Source organism: Bradyrhizobium sp. WBOS08 (assembly GCF_024585125.1).
Taxonomy (GTDB): domain Bacteria; phylum Pseudomonadota; class Alphaproteobacteria; order Rhizobiales; family Xanthobacteraceae; genus Bradyrhizobium; species Bradyrhizobium japonicum_B.
In genome coordinates this window covers 3,067,222-3,086,203 of the sequence record NZ_CP028988.1, presented here as the reverse complement: position 1 = coordinate 3,086,203, position 18,982 = coordinate 3,067,222, and the positions used below count along the sequence as shown (strand labels likewise).

General features: G+C 66.5%; 20 protein-coding genes and 1 tRNA gene. 6 read left to right on the top strand and 15 right to left on the bottom strand.

The window, feature by feature from the left end; genetic code table 11:
* Positions 1 to 293: 293 nt before the first annotated feature.
* Positions 294 to 1,955, bottom strand: a complete 1,662-nt coding sequence (locus DCM80_RS14690) for an ATP-dependent DNA ligase (protein WP_257197620.1) — start codon at positions 1,953 to 1,955, stop codon at positions 294 to 296.
* Positions 1,952 to 2,989 carry a ligase-associated DNA damage response exonuclease gene (locus DCM80_RS14685; protein ID WP_257197947.1) on the bottom strand — a complete coding sequence of 346 codons (1,038 nt, stop codon included), beginning with the start codon at positions 2,987 to 2,989 and terminating at the stop codon, positions 1,952 to 1,954. Before DCM80_RS14685 ends, DCM80_RS14690 begins: the two co-directional genes overlap by 4 nt.
* Before the next feature lie 63 nt (positions 2,990 to 3,052).
* Between DCM80_RS14685 and DCM80_RS14680 the strand changes: the two genes are divergently transcribed.
* Positions 3,053 to 3,979, top strand: coding sequence for a class I SAM-dependent methyltransferase (locus tag DCM80_RS14680; protein WP_257197619.1), 927 nt, complete (start codon positions 3,053 to 3,055; stop codon positions 3,977 to 3,979).
* A gap of 116 nt (positions 3,980 to 4,095) precedes the next feature.
* Positions 4,096 to 5,325, top strand: a complete 1,230-nt coding sequence (locus tag DCM80_RS14675) for an ABC transporter substrate-binding protein (protein ID WP_257197618.1) — start codon at positions 4,096 to 4,098, stop codon at positions 5,323 to 5,325.
* A 158-nt stretch (positions 5,326 to 5,483) separates the two neighbouring features.
* Here the strand turns inward: DCM80_RS14675 and DCM80_RS14670 are convergent, their stop codons facing one another.
* From DCM80_RS14670 to DCM80_RS14610, 13 genes are all read right to left on the bottom strand, one after another.
* A complete protein-coding gene (locus DCM80_RS14670) occupies positions 5,484 to 6,341 on the bottom strand; it encodes an amidohydrolase (protein WP_257197617.1) in 858 nt (285 codons plus the stop codon).
* 3 nt (positions 6,342 to 6,344) lie between these two features.
* Positions 6,345 to 7,322, bottom strand: coding sequence for an aldo/keto reductase (locus tag DCM80_RS14665; protein WP_257197616.1), 978 nt, complete (start codon positions 7,320 to 7,322; stop codon positions 6,345 to 6,347).
* 102 nt (positions 7,323 to 7,424) lie between these two features.
* A complete protein-coding gene (locus DCM80_RS14660; RefSeq protein ID WP_164718898.1) occupies positions 7,425 to 8,357 on the bottom strand; it encodes a sugar-binding protein in 933 nt (310 codons plus the stop codon).
* 95 nt (positions 8,358 to 8,452) lie between these two features.
* A complete protein-coding gene (locus DCM80_RS14655) occupies positions 8,453 to 9,535 on the bottom strand; it encodes an ABC transporter permease (protein ID WP_257197614.1) in 1,083 nt (360 codons plus the stop codon).
* A complete protein-coding gene (locus DCM80_RS14650; protein WP_257197613.1) occupies positions 9,535 to 10,293 on the bottom strand; it encodes an ATP-binding cassette domain-containing protein in 759 nt (252 codons plus the stop codon). Before DCM80_RS14650 ends, DCM80_RS14655 begins: the two co-directional genes overlap by 1 nt.
* Before the next feature lie 13 nt (positions 10,294 to 10,306).
* Positions 10,307 to 11,629, bottom strand: a complete 1,323-nt coding sequence (gene xylA / locus DCM80_RS14645; protein ID WP_257197612.1) for a xylose isomerase — start codon at positions 11,627 to 11,629, stop codon at positions 10,307 to 10,309.
* Entirely contained in the window at positions 11,626 to 13,083 is a 1,458-nt protein-coding gene (gene xylB / locus DCM80_RS14640; RefSeq protein ID WP_257197611.1) for a xylulokinase, read from the bottom strand. Before xylB ends, xylA begins: the two co-directional genes overlap by 4 nt.
* Before the next feature lie 71 nt (positions 13,084 to 13,154).
* Positions 13,155 to 14,210 carry a LacI family DNA-binding transcriptional regulator gene (locus tag DCM80_RS14635; RefSeq protein ID WP_257197610.1) on the bottom strand — a complete coding sequence of 352 codons (1,056 nt, stop codon included), beginning with the start codon at positions 14,208 to 14,210 and terminating at the stop codon, positions 13,155 to 13,157.
* A 99-nt stretch (positions 14,211 to 14,309) separates the two neighbouring features.
* The gene (locus tag DCM80_RS14630; protein ID WP_257197609.1) at positions 14,310 to 14,774 is read right to left on the bottom strand and encodes a GNAT family N-acetyltransferase; all 465 of its coding nucleotides are present in this window, start codon (positions 14,772 to 14,774) and stop codon (positions 14,310 to 14,312) included.
* Between the two features lie 24 nt (positions 14,775 to 14,798).
* A complete protein-coding gene (locus DCM80_RS14625) occupies positions 14,799 to 15,380 on the bottom strand; it encodes a helix-turn-helix domain-containing protein (protein WP_257197607.1) in 582 nt (193 codons plus the stop codon).
* A 290-nt stretch (positions 15,381 to 15,670) separates the two neighbouring features.
* The gene (locus DCM80_RS14620; RefSeq protein ID WP_257197606.1) at positions 15,671 to 15,907 is read right to left on the bottom strand and encodes a type II toxin-antitoxin system HicA family toxin; all 237 of its coding nucleotides are present in this window, start codon (positions 15,905 to 15,907) and stop codon (positions 15,671 to 15,673) included.
* A 1-nt stretch (position 15,908) separates the two neighbouring features.
* Entirely contained in the window at positions 15,909 to 16,139 is a 231-nt protein-coding gene (locus tag DCM80_RS14615; protein ID WP_257197604.1) for a type II toxin-antitoxin system HicB family antitoxin, read from the bottom strand.
* A 117-nt stretch (positions 16,140 to 16,256) separates the two neighbouring features.
* Positions 16,257 to 16,330: transfer RNA gene (locus tag DCM80_RS14610), tRNA-Gly, on the bottom strand.
* A 173-nt stretch (positions 16,331 to 16,503) separates the two neighbouring features.
* Between DCM80_RS14610 and DCM80_RS14605 the strand changes: the two genes are divergently transcribed.
* The 4 genes from DCM80_RS14605 (at position 16,504) to DCM80_RS14590 (ending at position 18,896) form a co-directional block, all read left to right on the top strand.
* On the top strand, positions 16,504 to 17,082 hold the full coding sequence (locus DCM80_RS14605; protein ID WP_257178556.1) for a methylated-DNA--[protein]-cysteine S-methyltransferase: 579 nt from the start codon (positions 16,504 to 16,506) through the stop codon (positions 17,080 to 17,082).
* A 10-nt stretch (positions 17,083 to 17,092) separates the two neighbouring features.
* Positions 17,093 to 17,932 carry a helix-turn-helix transcriptional regulator gene (locus DCM80_RS14600; protein WP_257197603.1) on the top strand — a complete coding sequence of 280 codons (840 nt, stop codon included), beginning with the start codon at positions 17,093 to 17,095 and terminating at the stop codon, positions 17,930 to 17,932.
* Between the two features lie 56 nt (positions 17,933 to 17,988).
* Positions 17,989 to 18,348: a VOC family protein gene (locus DCM80_RS14595; protein WP_257197602.1), complete on the top strand. Its 360-nt coding sequence runs from the start codon at positions 17,989 to 17,991 to the stop codon at positions 18,346 to 18,348.
* Between the two features lie 146 nt (positions 18,349 to 18,494).
* A complete protein-coding gene (locus DCM80_RS14590) occupies positions 18,495 to 18,896 on the top strand; it encodes an SRPBCC family protein (protein ID WP_257197600.1) in 402 nt (133 codons plus the stop codon).
* Positions 18,897 to 18,982 lie beyond the last annotated feature (86 nt).

The window sequence follows — 18,982 nt, the reverse complement described above, 5'->3', positions numbered from 1 at the left end:
TTATAGGGCACGGCGAGGCACATGGGGAACCTGGATCGGTGCGTCAATCAGGTTACCGGAGTTTAATTCGGGCGGCCGGTTCGCCTCTTCCGCGGCCCGATAAGAGTGTCCCGGCCGCCATCCTTCGAGACGCCCGCTTTAGGCGGGCTCCTCAGGATGAGGACGGAGTACGCAGCAGCAGTTTCAACGTGCACCGATGCGGATTAGCCTCATCCTGAGGAGAGCGCGACGCGGTCGTCTCGAAGGACGAGGCGTGCGCTCAGGCGCCGGCAGAGTCCAGCCCATCACGCGCCTCACACCTCGATCTCCGCCGCCTCCGCCTTCAGCATCCGCTCCAACGTCTCCAGCCGGTCGGCCTCGCGCGGCGGCTTGTCCCAGCGCAGGCGGCTGATGCGGGGAAAGCGCATGGCGACGCCGGATTTGTGCCGCGGCGAGCGCTGCAAGCCCTCGAACGCCACCTCCAGCACCAGCCCCTTGTCGCCCTCGTGCACGACATGGCGCACGGGACCGAATTTTTCCGTGGTGTTGCGGCGGACGAAGCGGTCGATCTGCAGCAGCTCCTCGTCGGTGAAGCCGAAATAGGCTTTGCCGACCGGCACCAGCTCGTCGCCGCCCTCGCCCGCGGTCCAGACGCCGAAGGTGTAATCGGAATAATAGGACGAGCGCTTGCCGTGACCGCGCTGCGCATACATCAGCACGGCGTCGATGATGTGCGGATCGCGCTTCCACTTCCACCATTGGCCCTTCGGCCGTCCCGGCAGATAGGGCGCATCGCGCCGCTTCAGCATCACGCCTTCGACGGCATCCGCATCCTCGCCCGCGCCAGCGCTCGCGGGATCGGCGCGCGCGGCGGTCAGCGCCTCCCAGCTTGCGAAGGACACGGTCGGCGACAGGTCGATGCGGGGATCGCCGAGCTTCGTGATGAAGCTCTCCAGCCGCTCGCGCCGCTCCGCGAACGGCAGCTCGCGCAGATCGTTCTCGTCGTCGCCGAGCAGATCGTAGGCGCGCAGGTGGATCGGAAACTCCTTGATCAGCTTGGGCGAGACGACCTTGCGGTTGAGCCGCTGCTGCAGGACGTTGAAGCTCTGCACGCGGCCCTGGCGCAGGATCAGCAGCTCGCCGTCGATCGCACCCGGCAAATGCAGCGACGGCACGAGGTCCGGAAAGCTGCCCGTGATGTCCTCGCCGGTGCGCGAATAGAGCCGCGCGGTGACGTGGCCGCGCTCGTCGCGGCCGGCGACGGCCTGCACGCGGATGCCGTCCCATTTCCATTCGGCGATGTAGTCGGCGGGATCGAGCGCGGCGAAATCGCTGTCCTCGATCGCATGCGCCAGCATCACCGGCCGGAACGGCGCGGGATCACGGTTGACCGGCTTGTCGGCGCGGCCTTCCAGCCAGGCGAACAGGTCGAGATAGGGCGGTGCGAGGCCCGGCCAGATTAGCTCGACCTCGTGCGGATCCTTGTCGCCGAGCGCGGCCGCCGCGGTCTTGGCGAGCCGCGCGGAGATGCCGATCCGCAAGCTCCCGGTGACGAGCTTCAAGAGCGCCCAGCGTCCGGTCTCATCTAACTCGTCGAGCCAGCGCTCGAGCTGCTTCGGCAGCTCGGTCTTGCCGAGCGTGCGCAGCGTGGTGACGACTTCGGTGAGGGTCGGGGGTGGCGGGTTGTTGTGCGCGGCAAGCCCGGCCTTCGGCCACATCAGCGCCACCGTCTCCGAGAGATCGCCGACGTAATCGTAGCTCAAGCCGAACAGCACCTCATCGGTGCGCGATGCGATGAGGTTGCGGATCAGCGCCGGCTTGGCGTGCTTGAAGCTGAGCGCGCCGGTCAGCGCCGCCAGCGCATAGCCACGGTCGGGATCGCCGACCTCGCGGAAATAGCCGGTGAGCAGCCGCAGCTTGTTGTTGCGGCCGGGCTCGTAAGCGAGGCGGTCGAGCAGTTCGGCGAAGCGGTTCATGCTTCGGCCTCGCCCGTGGCAGGCGTCTCGCCCTCCTCCTCGTCGCCGTAACCGACGAGATCCAGCGGCTGCGCTTTCAGACCTTTGCTTCGGCACCAATGCACCAGCGCATCTTCCTGGCCGTGCGTGACCCAGATCTCGCCGGCGCCGGTCGCACCGATCGTCGCGGTGAGGCCGTCCCAATCGGCGTGGTCGGAGATCACCAGCGGCAGCTCGACGCCGCGCTGCCGCGCCCGGGCGCGCACCCGCATCCAGCCCGAGGCGAACGCGGTGACCGGATCGGGAAAGCGTCGTGTCCAGAGATCGGAGGTCGCAGACGGCGGCGCCAGCGTGATGGTGCCGGCGAGCGCGGCCTTCTTGACACCTTTCACCGGCCTGAGCGCGCCGAGCTCGATGCCGCGGCCCTGGTAATAGTGTGTAATCGTCTCCATGGCGCCATGCAGGTAGATCGGGGCATCGTAGCCGGCCTGCCGCAGCAGCTTGATCACGCGCTGCGCCTTGCCGAGCGAATAGGCGCCGACGAGATGCGCGCGCTCGGGAAACAATTCGACCGAGGCAAGCAGCTTCCGGACCTCGTCGGCGGCATCGCCATGCCGGAACACCGGCAGGCCAAACGTTGCTTCCGTGATGAAGACGTCACAGGGCACCAGCTCGAACGGCGTGCAGGTCGGGTCCGGCGCGTCCTTGTAATCGCCGGATGCCACGATGCAGGTGTCCTTGCACGTCACCGCGATCTGCGCGGAGCCCAGCACGTGGCCGGCCGGGTGGAATTTCACGCGGACATCGCCGAGCCGGATCTCCTCGCCATAGCGGATCGCTTGGGTCGATCCGGCGAAGTTCTCGCCATAGCGCAGCCGCATCATGTCGAGCGTTTCCTGCGTCGCCAGCACCGCGCCATGGCCGGCGCGGGCATGATCGGAATGGCCGTGGGTGATCACGGCCCGCTCGACCGGGCGGACGGGGTCGATATGGAAACCGCCGGGCTTGCAGCACAGGCCGGCAACAGCTGGCAACAGGATGTCTTGAGGTCGCATGCCTGATATATAGGCCGCGTTACCGTCGCTTCGAGTCATTCCGCCCTACACTTCCTGGTTCCCATGCCCCTCCGCCTGTTCCTGACCTCCGGCGATCTCATGGCCGACCGCCGCTTCGAGTTCGCGCGCGACCTGCAGCTCAAGGGCGATCTGCCCGCGGCCGCCGACCTGCTGGAGCAGGCGATCGAGCTGGCGCCCGACTTCACCTCGGCCTGGTTCACGCTGGGCGAAATCCGGCAGCAACTCGGCGAGCGCGACAAAGCGATCGCGGCGTTTCGAGAAGCGCGGAGGTGCGACCCCGGCGACCAGCACGGTGCCGGGCTGCACCTGATGCGGCTCGGCGATGCCGAGATGGCTGAGATGCCGAAGGCCTATGTGCAGGCGCTGTTCGACCAGTACGCCCCGCGCTTCGAGCACGCGCTGATCAACGATCTCGGCTACCGCGCGCCCAGCCTGATCTTCAAGGCGGTGCTGGCCGCGCGCGTCGCCGCGAAGAAACCGGCCTACTTCAAGCGCACCATCGATCTCGGCTGCGGCACCGGCCTTGCGGCCGCCGCCTTCGCCAAGCAGGTCGATCATTTCATCGGCATCGATCTGTCGCCCGGCATGATCAAGCAGGCGCGCGCCACCAACCTCTACGCCGAGCTCGAGGTCGCCGACATGATCGAGGGCCTGCGCACGAAGCATGACGCGAGCGCGAACCTCATCGTCGCAGCGGATGCGTTCGTCTATCTCGCCGATCTCGCGCCGGTCCTCGACGAAGCGAGCCGCGTGCTCGCATCGGGCGGCGTGCTCACCTTCACGCTGGAGACGCATGACGGCAGCGGCATCGTTCTCGGCGAGGGTCTGCGTTATGCCCATCCAGCGGAATATGTCCGCGGCGCCATCGCCAAGGCGGGCCTGAAGCTGCTGACGCTGGAGCCGGCCTCGCCGCGCAACGAGAACAACGAGCCGGTGCGCGGTCTCGTCGTCGTCGCCGGGAAGACTTGAGTCTAGGCGCTGGGCGCCGCGCGATTTAAGCGTCATTGCGTCGCAAAGATGCGACTTCCCACTTGCGAGCCGTGCTGCGTTGCCAGCACAATGCGCGCACCAGGGAGAAACAAGCAATGAAGAAGAATCCATCGCGGCGCGAATTCAACGCCGCCGCGCTCGCCACCATCGCCGCATCCACCTTGCCCGCGCCCTACGTCTGGGCCGCGGAGAAGAAATACGATGCGGGCGCCAGCGACACCGAGATCAAGATCGGACAGACCGTGCCGCATTCCGGCCCCGGCTCGCTCTACGGCGTGCTCGGGCGCATCGGCGAAGCCTATTTCCAGATGCTGAACGAGAAGGGCGGCATCAACGGGCGCAAGATCAAGTTTCTCACCATGGACGATGCCTACAGCGCGCCGAAATGCGTCGAGGCGACGCGGCGCCTGGTCGAGCAGGAGGAAGTGCTCGCGCTCTACGGCTCGCTCGGCACCGCGCCGCAGACTGCCGTGCACAAGTACCTGAATTCCAAGGGCGTGCCGCAGCTGCTGCTCAACACCGGCGCGTCGAAGTGGAACAATCCGAAAGAGTTCAAATGGACGATGGCGGGCCTGCCGCTGTATCCGACCGAGGCGCGCATCCTGGCCCGCCACGTCGTCAGCGTGAAGCCGAACGCCAAGATCGGCATCCTCTACCAGAACGACGATTTCGGCCGCGACTTCCTCGGTCCCTTCAAGAAGGTGCTTGCGGATGCCGGCGGCACCGCGCAGGTGATCATGGAGCAGACCTACGATCTGACCGAGCCGACCGTCGATTCCCAGCTCATCAACCTGTCGAAGTCCGGCGCCGACGTCTTCTACAACATCTCCACTGGCAAGGCCTCGTCGCAGTCGATCCGCAAGGTCGCCGAGCTCGGCTGGAAGCCGCTGCAGCTGTTGTCGGCCGGCTCGACCGGCCGCTCGATCCTCAGCGCCGCGGGCCTCGAGAACGCCACCGGCATCGTCGCCATCCGCTACAACAAGGAGGTCGGCCTGCCGAAATGGGAGAAGGATCCCGACGTGATGGCGTTCGAGGAATTGCGCAAGAAATACACGCCGGCCATCGACCCCGACAACACCATCGCCTTTGCCGGCTACGGCCAGGCCGTGACCATGGGCGAGATCCTGCGCCGCTGCGGCGACGAGCTCACCCGCGCCAACGTGCTGAAGCAGGCCTCGAACCTCAAGGGCTTCCACTCGCCCTACTTCCTCGACGGCGTCACCTACAGCTACACGCCGGAGGACTACACGCCGATGAAGACGCTGTTCATCTCCACCTTCACCGGCAAGGACTGGGACATCTCCGACAAGCCGATGTCGGAGTAGGTTTGGCGAATGCGGCCATCCTTCGAGACGCCCGCTTTAGGCGGGCTCCTCAGGATGAGGAGCGGAGTGCGCGGCGGTTACTTTCAAGGAACACGGCTGCCGCTTAGCCTCATCCTGAGGAGGCGCGTCCGCGCCGTCTCGAAGGAGGAGGCGCGCGCTCAGGCCCTGACGCGCGACGCAAGCCGATACGCCCGCGCCGCATTCACGCCAAAAGCCTTGTCCCGCACCTGCGGGCCGAGCTTCGCCAGGCAGGCTTCCAGCGCGCCCTTGATCTCGCCGTAGCTTCCCGCAAGCAGGCACACCGGCCAGTCCGAGCCGAAGATCAGCCTATCCTCGCCGAAACAGTCTGCGGCGTGCGCGACGAACGGAAACAGGCGCTCCGCATCCCAGTCGTTCCAAACTGCCTCGGTCGCAAGGCCCGAGATCTTGCACCAGACATTGCCGCAGGTCCCGAGCGCCTTGATGCGATGAGACCATTCGGCGCTGCCGCCGGCGGCGATCGGCGGCTTGGCCGCGTGGTCGAGCACGAAGCGCGCTTGCGGAAAGGCCTGAGCGGTTGCGATCGCGGCCGGCAGCTCGCGGGTGCGGACGAGAAAATCGTAGGTGAGATCATGCGCGAACACAGCCGTGAGGCCACGCTGGACGTCCTCGCGCAGCAGCCAATCAGGATCGGTCTCGTCATGCACTTGGTGGCGGATGCCGACCAGCTTGTCGCCGCCCGGCAAGCCGCGCAGCCGGGCGAGCGTATCGCTGAGCGCGCCGTCGGTCAGGTCGGCCCAGCCGACGACGCCGATCACCGACGGCGTCGCATGCGCGATCGCTAAGAATTCCTCGGTCTCGTCGAGCGAGGAGCGGCATTGCACCACGATGCTGGCATCGATGCCGTTCGCTTTCAGCAATGGCGCCAGATCAGCCGGGCCGAACGCGCGGCGGATCGGCACGAGCTCGTCCGCCGCCATCCAAGGATAATCGGCGCGCGCCGGATCCCAGAAATGCTGGTGGGCATCGATGATCATACCTTACGCTCCCGTCGGCAGCGGCGCGCGCGCATCGACGAGGTTGCTCGCACGCAGCTCCTGCCAGAACGCGGCGGGCACGGTCTTCTCCGACATCGCGATGTTGTCGGCGACCTCGGCGGCGTTGCGCGCGCCCATCACGGCGACGGTGACCGCCGGATGCGCCATGCAGAACTGGAGCGCGGCGGCTTTCAGCTCGGTGCCGTGCCTGCGGCAGAGCGCCTCGAGCTCCAACGCCCGTACCACCAGTGAGGCATCGGCATCCTGATAATTGAACTTCGCGCTCGTATGCGGATCGGCGAGAATGCCGCTGTTGTAGATGCCGCCGAGCAGGATGCCGATGTTCTTGGCCGTGCAGACCGGAAACAGCGCATCCAGCGCGCCCTGGTCGAGCAGCGTGTAGCGCCCGGCGAGCAGAAAGCAGTCGACCGGCGCGGCTTCAGCGAATCGAACCAACATCTCCGACTGGTTCATGCCGGCGCCGATCGCCTTGACCGTGCCGTCCTCGCGCAGCCGCCGCAGCGCGCGGAAGGCACCTGTGACGGCTTCGTCATAATGATCGTCGGGATCGTGCACCAGCAGGACGTCGACGCGGTCGAGCCCGAGCCGGCCCAGGCTCTCCTCGACCGAGCGCATCACGCCGTCATAGCTGAAATCGAACACCGGCCGCTCGCGCGGCGTTCCCTTGTAGTGCTCGTCCTCGGCGGGCGCGCCTTCGGGCACGCGCAGCAGGCGGCCGACCTTGGTCGAGATGGCGTAGGACTCGCGCGGCTGCTGCCGCAGGAAGGCCCCGAGCCGCCGTTCGGCGAGGCCAAAGCCGTAGAGCGGCGCGGTATCGAAGAATCGCACCCCGAACGACCAGGCGCGCGCGATCGTCGCCTCCGCATCGGCATCGCTCACAGGACTGAACAATCCGCCGAGCGGCGCGGAGCCGAGGCCGATTGAGGTGACGTCGAGCGAGCCGAGCCGCGATCGCTTCATTCCGATGGCCTTGTCTTCATTCCAACAGTCCAAATCATCTCTCCCGCTCGTGGAAACCACAAGCGGGAGAGGCATGCAGGAACGCGGGGCTGGCGGGCGCTCCTACTTCAACATCTGCGCGACGTTGTCCTTGGTGACGAGATCGAGGCCGGTGTAGACGATCTCCGGCACCTTCTCGCCCTTCTTGATGGCGAGCAGCGTATCCATCGCCTTCTCGCCCATCTCGAACGGACGCTGGCCGACCAGAGCATTGGCATAGCCGTCGCGCAGCAGCTCGAGCTGCATCTTCAGCGTATCGGCGACGACCAGGGTGAACTTGCCGGAATCGATGTCCTTCTTGTTCCTGGACGCGAAGGCCTTGAAGCCTTCGGGAGCAAACATCGGCCAGCCGCCGATGGGCACGATCGCGGCGAGATCGGGCGTCGCGGTGCGCATATCAGTCATCTGCTGCACCGCCAGCGCGGGATCGTCGTTGCAGAAGGTCGGGGAGCCCGCGACCTCGGTCCATTTCGAGCCCTTCAGTGCCTCGCGCACGCCGTCGACACGCTCGGCGAGATTCTTGGCGCCGGGTCCGCCCGAGACCATGGCGTACTTGCCGCCGTCGGGCCGCATCTTCAAGAGTTGCTTGCCGAGCGCGACACCGAACTCCTTGTTGTTGGTGCCGATATAGGCGAGGCGCTTGGATCCGGGGGCGTCGGCATCGAAGGTGATGACGGGGATGCCAGCGGCGGTCGCCGCCTCGATCGACTTGGTCATGGCCGCGACGTCGGCGACCGAGATGGCGAGACCGTCGACCTTCTGGGTGACGAAGTCCTGGATGATCTGCGCCTGCGTCGCCGGCTCGTGCTCGACCGGTCCCTTGTAGATGCACTCGATGTTGCCGAGCTCCTTGGCCCGCTTCAGGCAGCCGTCGCGCGCGAAGTCGAAGAACGGATTGTTCATCGCCTTCGGCACGATGACGAAGCGGTAGTTCGCGGCGAATGCCGGCGTCGCCATCATCGCAACCGCGATGCCGGCCAGAAGAAGTTTCCTCATCGTCTCCTCCACTCTTGTTTGGTGCCCGTCCTTTTCAGATCGTCCGGGAAGCGGACGGGCGGCGTTTTCGTTACCTTCCCGAGAACCACGTCAATTCAAGTCATCCGCGAGCGGATGCGGTCGACCAGCACGGCCAGGATGATGATCACGCCGACCAGCGTCTGCTGCCAGTAGGACGAGACCTGCGCCAGCACGAGGCCGTTGCGGATCACCTCCAGCAGCACGCAGCCGACAATGGCGCCGAGCGGACCACCGATGCCGCCGGCAAGATTGGCGCCGCCGATGACGGCAGCCGCGATCACGTTGAGCTCGTAGGAGGTCGCCATGTTGGCCGGCGCCGATCCGAGCCATCCGGAGATGATGATGCCTTGCAGGCCGGCGGCGAGCGCGCAAATCACGTAGACCTCGATCTTCACCCGCACCACCGGAATGCCGGTCAGCTCGGCCGCCTTCTCGTTGCCGCCGAGTGCGAAGACGTGGCGGCCGAACGCGGTGTGGTGCAGCACCACGGCCATCGTCAGCGCGAGGACCACGAGATAGATGAACGGCACGGGCACGCCGAGCACGTCGCCCGAGGTCGCGGCGTAGAAATAATCGGCGTCGGGCCCACCCGGAAAGCTGCCGCGGCCGTTGGAGACGACATAGCCGAGCCCGCGCACGATCGAGAGCATGCCGAGCGTGGTGACGAAGGGCGACAGGCCGAGCACGGCGATGCAGAAGCCATTGACGAACCCGGCGATCAGCGCCACGCCGAGCCCGGCGAGGACAGAGACCAGCAGGATCAGCCCGGGCACGTTGGCCAGCACGGTCTTGCCGTCTGCCGCCATGTGCACGAACAAGGCGCCGGCGGGCGAGCCGGGCGACGACAGCTCGGTCATGACCATCGAGGTGATCATGGCGGAGAAGCACATCATCGAGCCGACCGAGAGGTCGATGCCGCCGGTGATGATCACGAAGGTGACGCCGAGCGTGGCGATGGCGATGAAGGAGAAGTTCTTCGCCACGTTCTGCATGTTGCCTTCGGTGAAGAAATACGGGCTGGCGAAATGCATGATCACCAGCAGCACCGCCAGCGCGAGCAGCACGTAGCCGGTCTGCGAGGCGAAGATGCCGCGCTGCCACCATTTGATCCGGCCCACATTGGTGAAGCTGATCGGAGATTCCATGGGCATGGCCATTATGCCGCCTCCTTCGCGCCGGTGATGAGGGCGGTGACTTCCTCCGGCGAGGTCTGGTGGATCGGCTTGTCGGCGCGTTTCTCACCGCGGCGCATGACGATGACGCGGTCGCATACCGCGAACACGTCGGGCATGCGGTGCGAGATCAGCATCACGGCAACCCCCTGCTCCTTCAGCCGGTGAATCAGGCCGAGCACCTGCTCGACCTGACGCACCGAGATCGCGGCGGTCGGCTCGTCCATCATCACCAGCCGCGCATTGGAGAGCCGCGTGCGCGCGATCGCAACCGCCTGGCGCTGGCCGCCGGACATCTGCTTGACGAGATCGTCGGGGCGCGTCTCCGAGCGCAGCTCGCCGAACAGCTCCAGCGCCCGCGCCGCCATTGCCTTGTGGTCGAGCAGCGCGACGGGCCCGAACCTGCGCTTCAGCTCGCGGCCGAGGAACACGTTGGCCGCCGCCGTCAGATTGTCGGCCAGCGCGAGGTCCTGATACACGACCTCGATGCCGACCGCGCGGGCATCGACGGGCCGGCTGAAATGGACCGCGCTGCCGGCGAAACGGATCTCGCCATGGCTGGGACGAAAATTGCCGGCGATGATCTTGACCAGCGTCGACTTGCCCGCGCCGTTGTCGCCCATCAGGCCGACCACCTCCCCCGGCATGACCTGCAAGTCGACCTCGTGCAGCGCGCGGATGGCGCCGAATTCCTTGCCGATGCCGGTGAGCTCGAGCACCGGTGTCGCGTCAGTCTTCGTCATCAGCGGCGTTTCCTCAGACATAGCGGTTGACCAGGGATTCCAGATATTCCTGACGGCCCGAGCGCGGCTGCGGATCGAAGTCGGGAGACATGGCACGGTCGGCGAGATCGGCGAGCGAACGCTGACCGCCGAGAATGGCGCGGCCCTCTGGGCCCGCCCACGCCTCGTAGCGCTTTGCAAGCGGCGCACTCAGCGTGCCGGCGTCGACCATGTCGGCGGCGGCGAGGAAGGCCCGCGCACAGGCATCCATCGAGCCGACATGAGCATGGATCAGATCGTCGGGGTCGATCGACTGGCGGCGGATCTTGGCATCGAAATTGAGCCCGCCCGTGGTGAAGCCGCCGCGGTTCAGGATCTCGTGGAACACCAGCGCCAGCTCCGGCACGTTCATCGCGAACTGGTCGGTATCCCAGCCGAGCAGATCGTCGCCGCGGTTGATGTCGAGCGAGCCGAACACACCGAGCGCCTCGGCCAGCGCGACCTCGTGGTGGAAGGAATGGCCGGCGAGGATGGCGTGGTTTTGCTCGATGTTGAGCTTGACGTCCTTGAGCAGGTCGTAACGTTCGAGGAAACCGTAGCAGGTGGCGACGTCGAAATCATATTGGTGCTTGGTCGGCTCCTTCGGCTTCGGCTCGATCAGGACCGGGCCCTTGAAGCCGATCTTGTGCTTGTGCTCGACCACGAGCGAGACGAAGCGGCCGAGCTGGTCGAGCTCGCGCTTGAGATCGGTGTTGAGCAGCGTCTCATAGCCCTCGCGCCCGCCCCACAGCACATAGTTCTGGCCGCCGAGCCGGTGCGTCACCTCCAGCGCGGCGCGGACCTGGCCGGCCGCGTAGGTGAAGATCTCGGGGTCGGGATTGGTCGCCGCACCCGCCATGTAGCGGCGATGCGTGAACAGGTTCGCAGTGCCCCAGAGCAGCCGGACCTTGGCTGATGCCATCTTCTGCTCGAACAGATCGGCGATCGCGTTGAGGTTGGCGACGGACTCGGCGAGCGAAGCGCCCTCCGGCGCCGCGTCGACGTCGTGGAAGGTGAAGTAGGGCACGTCGAGCAGGCGGAACAGCTCGAACGCGACATCGGCCTTGGCCCGCGCCTGCGCCATCGCATCGCTGCCGCGATGCCAGGGCCGCAGGAACGTCTCGCCGCCGAAGGGGTCGCCGCCGGGCCAGCACAACGAATGCCAATAGCAGACCGCAAAGCGCAAGTGATCCTCGAGCCTGCGGCCGTGGACCATGCGGTCCTTGTCGTACCAGCGGAACGCGGGCGCTTGCCCTGCGTCCTGGCCGGCAAAGGCGACAGGTGCGCTCGCATCGAAGAATTTGGCTGACGCGTTCACTTCAGGGACTCCTTCAATGCGGGATAAAGCTCGCGCCATCGCCGATAGGCTTCGTCATAGGCGGCAGCGAGGGAAGCGCGGGGCGTGAAGCTCGCGAGCCGCCGCGGCCGGGTGCAGACCGTCTCGGGGCTCTCGCCGGTGGCCGCGAGCCGGCCGAGCCGCGCGGCGCCGAGGGCCGCTCCCACCTCGCCCTCCTCGACGCGGTGAACGGGAATGCCGAGCACGTCGGCACAGATCTGTGCCCATAGCGGCGAGCGCGAGCCGCCGCCGACGAGATCGACCTCGGCAATCGGCCCGCTCGCCGCGCTCAGCGCCGCCAGATTGTCGCGCGCGGCAAAGGCGACGCCTTCGAGCACGGCCTGGACGATCTGGCTGCGACCGGTGGCACCGCGCAGGCCGACAAAGGCGCCGCTCGCGGCGGCATCGTTGTGCGGCGTGCGTTCGCCGTCGAGATAGGGCAGAAATCTGATCGGGCTCGGCGCATCGACGCACTCGCCGAGCGGCGCCAGCAGCGTTGCGGCCGGCACCTCCATCACGCCGGAGAGCCAGGCCAGCGAAGCCGCAGCCGACAGCATCACGCCCATCTGATGCCAGAGGCCCGGCAGCGCGTGGCAGAAGGCGTGCACGGCCGAGGCCGGCGCCGGCGCGAAGCGATCGGTGACGCGGAACAGAACGCCTGATGTTCCCAGCGACAGGAAGGCATCGCCGGGCGCGATCGCGCCGAGCCCGATCGCGCTGGCGGCATTGTCGCCGGCGCCGCCCGCGACCACGACGTCCTTCCTCATGCCCCAGCGCTGCGCAAAATCCGGCGCGAGCAGCGCGCTCGCCGCGCTGCCCTCGACGAGGCGCGGCATGTGGTGGAGGTCGAGCCCGGTGGCGTGCAGCAGCAGGGCCGACCAACGCCGCTCGCCGACATCGAGCCACAGCGTGCCGGCGGCATCGGACATGTCCTCGACCATCTCGCCGGTGAGGCGATAACGCACATAGGCCTTGGGCAGCAGCACCTTTGCGACGCGTTCAAAAACTTTCGGCTCGTGCCGCGCGATCCACAGCAGCTTCGGCGCCGTGAAGCCGGGCATGGCGAGGTTGCCGGCGATCGCGTGCAGCGACGGACAGCGCCGCTCCAGCACCGCGCATTCGGCCTGCGAGCGGCCGTCGTTCCAGAGGATCGCCGGGCGCAGCGGCTTGCCGTCCTCATCGAGCAGCGTCGCGCCATGCATCTGGCCGGACAGGCCGATGCCGCGAACCCTCGCAACCTCGCGCGGATGGCGGCTGGCGAGATCGTCGACCGCGCCAATCGCCGCATCGACCCAGGCATCGGGGTCCTGCTCGGACCACAGCGGCGCCGGATGCGACAGCGCGAGCTCGCGCGCGGCGGCCGCGACGATCGCGCCGGCTTCGCTCACGAGCACCGCTTTCACGCCGGACGTGCCGATGTCCAGTCCGAGATACAAATCGTCCTCCTCTTTCCTCATTGCGCTGCACGATCTTGATGTCGCGCTTTTCGCCACGGCCCATTCGATAGCTAGGGCAGATTGTCCCGCATCACGATGTCGATCCTGATCTTCTCCTGTTCGCGCAAGATCGGCTCGCCGCGGGCGAGCGCGAGCAGCACGCGCACGGCGGCGCGCGCTTCATGCCCGGGGTTCTGAGAGATCGCGGCATCCATCACGCCCTGCAGCAGCAGGCGGCGCGTCAGCACGGTGACGTCGTGACCGACGAATACCACCTTGTCGCGGCCGGCATCGCTCAGCGCCTTATCGTTCAGCGCCTTGGCGACACCTTGCGTGCCGGCGCCGACATTATAGAGGCCGACGATGTCGGCATGCTTGGCGAGCAGGCGCGCCAATACCTGCTCGGAGCGATCGTCCTGGTCGCGGCCTTCCAGCACCGGCAGCACGCTGAGGCCAGGGAATTCCGAGGCCATCACCTGGTTGAAGCCGAAGATGCGTTCGGCATGGTCGCGCAGGCCCTGCGAGCCCGCGACGATCGCGACCTTGCCGGACTTCTGGCCGACCAGTCGTCCGACCAGCGCGCCGGCGGTGCGACCCGCCGCGATGTTGTCGATGCCGACATAATGGTGGCGGCGCGACGACGGCACGTCCGACACCAGCGTCACCACCTGGGTGCCGGCATCGACGAGGTCGTTGATCGCAGCGCGAACGGTGGGGTGATCCAGCGCCACCACGGCGACGCCGTCGCAATCGCCGGAGAGCGCCTCGAGCGAGGCCGAAAGCACGGAGGGATCGAACACGTCGGTTGCGACCATCTCGACGCTGAGGCGGCGGGCCGAGAGCCAGCCCGACATCTCGCCGAGATAGGCCTCGATCTGCTGCATGAACGGGTTCGGCCCCGACGGCATCACGAAGGCAAAGCGGCGGGCGCGGCCACGGGCAAGCTCGGCGGCGGCGACGTGAGGCTGGAACGAATTGCGCTCGATCGCCGCCTTGACGCGCCGCACCGTCTCGGGCCGCACGCCCGGCCGGTTGTGCAGGACGCGGTCCACCGTCGCGAGGCTGACGCCCGCCTCGCGGGCGATGTCCTTCAGCGTCAGCGCGCTCGCGGTCAGGGTCTCGGCCATGGGCTGAAGGCTAGCAGAGGTTTTTTGAGGTACGCAACTCATTTTGTCGGACGGGAATGCAGAGGCCGAGGGCGGACTGGCGGGAGCCCCGACCGGCAGTCAGCCTTGCGTCAGATCGAGCGTCAGGAAAAGGCTATTGGGATCATCGCGATAACCCTCAAACGGGCCGCAGAGGACGAAGCCGTGGGCCTGGTAAAGCGCATGCGCCGGCTTGAAATAATCCCATGAACCGGTCTCGAGGCTGAGTCGCCTCAAGCCGCGCGCGCGGGCCTCCGCGATGATGTGGCGGAGCATCTGGCCGCCGAAGCCGCGCCGCCGCGTGGTCTGAAGCGTGTGCATCGACTTCACCTCGCCATGGACGGCCGACAGCATCTTCAGCGCCCCGGTGGCAACGAGCAGCTCGCCGTCCCAGCCGGTCCAGAACGCGACATCGTCGGCGCGAAGGCCCGCAAGGTCGAGCGCATGCGCGCTGCCCGGCGCGGTCTGCGCCCGCGCCGACGTGACGTGATGATCGAGCAGCGCGACGACGCGCGGATCGAAGGTGTCGCCGGTGCGAATCTGCATCGTCAGGGTCTCCACTCCATGATCTCACATCTTCCCGTAGGAGGAACCGCGCCGCGTGATGATGACGTAGCGCGCGTCCTGCCTGGTTTCATTCTCGAAGGTCACCGCACGCATCACGTCGAAATCCAGGCAGTCGCCCTCGCGCAGGCGCACCGTCTTGGCGTCGATGTACACGGCGATCGCGCCCTCCAGCATCAACAATTGCTGGGTGAAGGCGTTGCGACCCCAAGGGCTGTAAGACACGCGCGCGCCGGCCGGCAGGTCGACGACGATGATCTCGATGCCGCTCGCCGCATCCGGCGGTGAGGCATGCCGCCGTCGATAGCCGCTGTCGGGATCGCGCCAGTGCGGCTGGTCGGCGAGCCGCACCAGCCGCTCCGGCGGCTTCTCGGCGAGCGCGACGACATCGCTGAGCGAGACGTCGAGCGCGGCGCAGAGCCTGCCGAGCAGCGAGGCCGTCGCACTGCTCTGCGCCCGCTCGACCCGCCCGATCATGGCACGGCTGACCCCGGAGCGGCCGGCCAGCTCGTTCAACGTCATGCCCGCCTGCGTCCGCAGCGTCTTCAAGCGGCGACCGATCGCACGTTCGAGTTTCTGCTGGTCCATCGGCTCTCATCCAGACATCACCCGGCGCAGGGACCGCATCCGCCGGGCGAGAGAAGCTTAAGGCGGGCGAGGCGGGCGTGCCGGGAGCGGCAGGCTAACATATTAGAATCTTTGCCGGCGGGCCGGACGCCGAGCTTGGGCGCGACGGGGCAAGCGGCGCGCCTCGGCGGCCGCTTCAGCTTAGTGGTCCCAACGCTGTTCAATGTCGTCGAGCGCTTACGAGCGGAAGGCGTAATCTGCCGTCATCTCATCGATCGGCGGTTATGCGTTCGGTGAAGCGGTCGATGATTCTACAGAAGTTCTGTGAACTCCTCCACGGTCAGGCCGGTCTGTCGAATGATCGAGCGCAGCGTGCCGGGTTTCAAGTCTCGCCCGGCATGAACCGGAACAGTCACCGTTCGTGTCGGGTCTCCAGGAAAAACAAGAACGTGGTGGCTCCCGACAATCCGGTTGACGACGAAACCGGCTTTCATCAGTGCCTGGATGACGCGCTTGCCGTTGACGGCAGGCAGGCGTCCACCGCCCATATCAGGCGGCCACCGTTACGTGGCGAATCTCGGGATGAGCATCGGACGGAGGCGCCATTCCTTGATCCCGTCGATATTCCAGGATCGCACGGATTGCCTCCTCGGCATTGGCGAGCGCTTCCTGTTCCGTTTCGCCCTCGGTCACGACCTCGGGCAAGGCCGGGACAAGCACGGTAAAGCCACCGCCCTCCTGGGGCTCAAGAATGACGGAATAGCTGTAGCTTGCCGCCATGATGTGGCTCCTACTGCCCATGAAAATTGGACGGAAACGACATGATTTATCGTACCAGACCGATGTCGCCGGTCAAATCAACGGATGTCGGTAGCGCGCTTTATTCAGACGTCGCGTTGGAGCGGGCGAAGGGAATCGAACCCTCGTATGCAGCTTGGGAAGCTGCCGTTCTACCATTGAACTACGCCCGCGGATGCGCGAAGCCGCACGCCTCCTGATTAGCCGAGACGGCGCCTGCCGCCAAGCGGTTTGGCGTGCCAGGCAGAACGCTTCTTAACGTTTTGGCAAGATTTTGGGTGCGCCGGATTGTGGCGGTGTTATGATTGGATGTCGGGGAGAAACGTGCACTGAGTGGGGCGTGTGCATGGTGGGGCGCGGCTATTCGATATTCGACACGGCCATAGGCCGCTGCGGAATCATCTGGAGCGGCACCGGCGTCGTCGCCGTGCAATTGCCGGAAGCGCGGGAGATCGACACCCGCCGCAGGATCTTCCAGGTCCATCCCGAGGCGCGCGAGCAGCGGCCGTGCGAAAATGCCGAGCTTGCGATCGAGGGCATCACGGCCCTGCTGCAGGGCCGCGATCCCGATTTTTCCGAGGTCAGCCTGGATGCTGGCGGCGTGCCCGGCTTCAACCGGCGCGTCTATGAGTTCGCCTGCTCGATTCCGCGCGGCGAGACGCGCACTTATCACGAGGTCGCCAAGGCGCTGGGCGCCTCAGGCGCGGCGCATTCGGTGGCGCAGGCGATCGCCAAAAATCCTTACATGCTGATCGTGCCCTGCCACCGGGTGCTGGAGGCCGGCAATTACACCGACCGGCTCTCGCCCTATGGCGGGGTGATCTCCAAGCGCCGATTGCTGGCGCTGGAGGGCGCCCATCCGGTCGCCAGCAAGACGCTGTTCGAGGTGCTGCTGCCCGTTGCTCCGCCGAGGCCGTCCACCTAGATAAGGTGGCATGAACGCAACCACATTGCTGACGTCACAATCGATGACGGTCTGCGAGTTTCGCTGCGATGCGGGACCGAACGATACACCGTTTGCCGAATGCCGCACCGGGCATTCCATCGCCTATGTCCGCTCGGGCAGCTTCGGCTGCAATTGCCGCGCCGGGTTCTTCGAGCTGGTGGCGGGCTCGATGCTGGTCGGCGCGCCCGGCGAGGAATACACCTGCACCCATGAGCATGTCAGCGGCGACGTCTGCCTGTCGTTCTTCCTCAGCGACGACATGGTCGATGGCCTCAATGGGCGGCGCGAGGTCTGGCAGATCGGCGCCACGCCGCCGCTGCCCGAGTTGATGGTGCTGGGCGAGCTTGCCCAGACGGCGGCAGATGGCAACAGCGACATCGGCCTCGACGAGGTCGGCCAGATCCTGGCCGGCCGTTTCGTCGAAATCGTCTCGGGCAGGCCGCGCAAGCCGGCCACGCCCAATGCGCGCGTCCGCCGCCGCGCAGTGGAGGCCGCGCTGTGGATCGACGACAATTCGCATCAAGAGGTCGATCTCGAACAGGCCGCCAGGCAGGCGGGCCTCAGCCCGTTCCACTTCCTGCGGCTGTTCTCCAGCGTGCTCGGCGTCACCCCGCATCAATATCTGGTGCGCTCGCGGCTGCGGCATGCGGCACGGCTGCTCGCCGACGACGACATCGCGGTCACTGACGTCGCCTATGACGTCGGCTTCGGCGATCTCTCCAACTTCGTCCGCACCTTCCACCGCGCGGCCGGCGTATCGCCGACCAGGTTTCGCCAGGCCTCGAAGGGGATGCGCAAGATTCTCCAAGAGCAGCTTGCCCTCCATTGACTAGCTTCGTCTCCGGCGCGCGCCACTTTCGGCGCGCTTTGCACATGGAGACGAACATGTACGACCACATCGGACTTCGCGTCGCCGACCTCGACGCCGCGACGCGCTTCTACACCGCGGTGCTGGCGCCGCTCGGCTACGTGCTGTGCTCCAGCGGCGACGGCTATGCCGGCTTCGGGCCGAAGGACGCGCCGGCGCTGTGGCTGCACCTGAACAAGGGCCGCAAGGCCGACGGCGCGCACATCGCGTTTCGCGCGGGCAGCCATGACGCGGTCAAGTCGTTCCACAGCGAAGGGCTGAAGAGCGGCGGCCGCGACAATGGCGGCGCCGGACCGCGCAAGGATTACAGCCCGACCTATTACGCGGCCTTCCTGATCGATCCTGATGGCAACAATGTCGAGGCGGTTTGTAGCTGAGCTCTAGCCGCCGACGGGATCTCGTAGGGTGGGCAAAGCGAAGCGTGCCCACGAACTCCAAGCCACAATCCGATCGATGGTGGGCACGGCGCGCGAAGAGCGCGCCTTTGCCCACCCTACGAATGCTGCATTCTAGGAACAATCCCATGGCCTCCATCCACAACGATATCCCGCTACCCGCCGCGGCGAACGACGTCTGGGACGCGGTGCGCGATTTCGGCGCGCTGCATGAACGGCTGGTGCCCGGCTTCGTCACCGCCTGCATGCTCGACGGCGATGCGCGCATCGTCACCTTCGCCAATGGTTCGGTGGCGCGCGAGGTGCTGGTCGATTGCGACGACGCGCGCCGGCGTCTCGTCTACGCCATCAGCAACGAACGGCTGAAGCACTACAGCGCCGCGGTGCAGGTGATCGCCGACGGCGAGCGGAGATGTCGCCTGGTGTGGACCATCGACATGCTGCCGAACGAGCTTGCAGCTTACGTTCAGGGGCAGACCAGGGACGCCGTCACTGCCCTGCACAAGGCGTTTCCGGCTGCCGCGGCCTGACTGCCCTCTGTGAGTTTTCGCACAGAGCTCCGCCCTCGCCGGCCGCAATGATGGTCGCGTGCGTCCGGTTGGCCCCGCTGTCCCGG

Coding starts and splice junctions, on each gene's coding strand:
- DCM80_RS14605 (WP_257178556.1), top strand. CDS start 16,504: ATGGTGGGGCGCGGCTATTCGATATTCGACACGGCCATAGGCCGCTGC.
- DCM80_RS14630 (WP_257197609.1), bottom strand. CDS start 14,774: ATGCAGATTCGCACCGGCGACACCTTCGATCCGCGCGTCGTCGCGCTG.
- DCM80_RS14595 (WP_257197602.1), top strand. CDS start 17,989: ATGTACGACCACATCGGACTTCGCGTCGCCGACCTCGACGCCGCGACG.
- DCM80_RS14635 (WP_257197610.1), bottom strand. CDS start 14,210: ATGGCCGAGACCCTGACCGCGAGCGCGCTGACGCTGAAGGACATCGCC.
- DCM80_RS14625 (WP_257197607.1), bottom strand. CDS start 15,380: ATGGACCAGCAGAAACTCGAACGTGCGATCGGTCGCCGCTTGAAGACG.
- DCM80_RS14615 (WP_257197604.1), bottom strand. CDS start 16,139: ATGGCGGCAAGCTACAGCTATTCCGTCATTCTTGAGCCCCAGGAGGGC.
- DCM80_RS14620 (WP_257197606.1), bottom strand. CDS start 15,907: ATGGGCGGTGGACGCCTGCCTGCCGTCAACGGCAAGCGCGTCATCCAG.
- DCM80_RS14690 (WP_257197620.1), bottom strand. CDS start 1,955: ATGAACCGCTTCGCCGAACTGCTCGACCGCCTCGCTTACGAGCCCGGC.
- DCM80_RS14670 (WP_257197617.1), bottom strand. CDS start 6,341: ATGATCATCGATGCCCACCAGCATTTCTGGGATCCGGCGCGCGCCGAT.
- DCM80_RS14600 (WP_257197603.1), top strand. CDS start 17,093: ATGAACGCAACCACATTGCTGACGTCACAATCGATGACGGTCTGCGAG.
- DCM80_RS14655 (WP_257197614.1), bottom strand. CDS start 9,535: ATGGCCATGCCCATGGAATCTCCGATCAGCTTCACCAATGTGGGCCGG.
- DCM80_RS14665 (WP_257197616.1), bottom strand. CDS start 7,322: ATGAAGCGATCGCGGCTCGGCTCGCTCGACGTCACCTCAATCGGCCTC.
- DCM80_RS14675 (WP_257197618.1), top strand. CDS start 4,096: ATGAAGAAGAATCCATCGCGGCGCGAATTCAACGCCGCCGCGCTCGCC.
- DCM80_RS14680 (WP_257197619.1), top strand. CDS start 3,053: ATGCCCCTCCGCCTGTTCCTGACCTCCGGCGATCTCATGGCCGACCGC.
- DCM80_RS14650 (WP_257197613.1), bottom strand. CDS start 10,293: ATGACGAAGACTGACGCGACACCGGTGCTCGAGCTCACCGGCATCGGC.
- DCM80_RS14660 (WP_164718898.1), bottom strand. CDS start 8,357: ATGAGGAAACTTCTTCTGGCCGGCATCGCGGTTGCGATGATGGCGACG.
- DCM80_RS14685 (WP_257197947.1), bottom strand. CDS start 2,989: ATGCGACCTCAAGACATCCTGTTGCCAGCTGTTGCCGGCCTGTGCTGC.
- DCM80_RS14590 (WP_257197600.1), top strand. CDS start 18,495: ATGGCCTCCATCCACAACGATATCCCGCTACCCGCCGCGGCGAACGAC.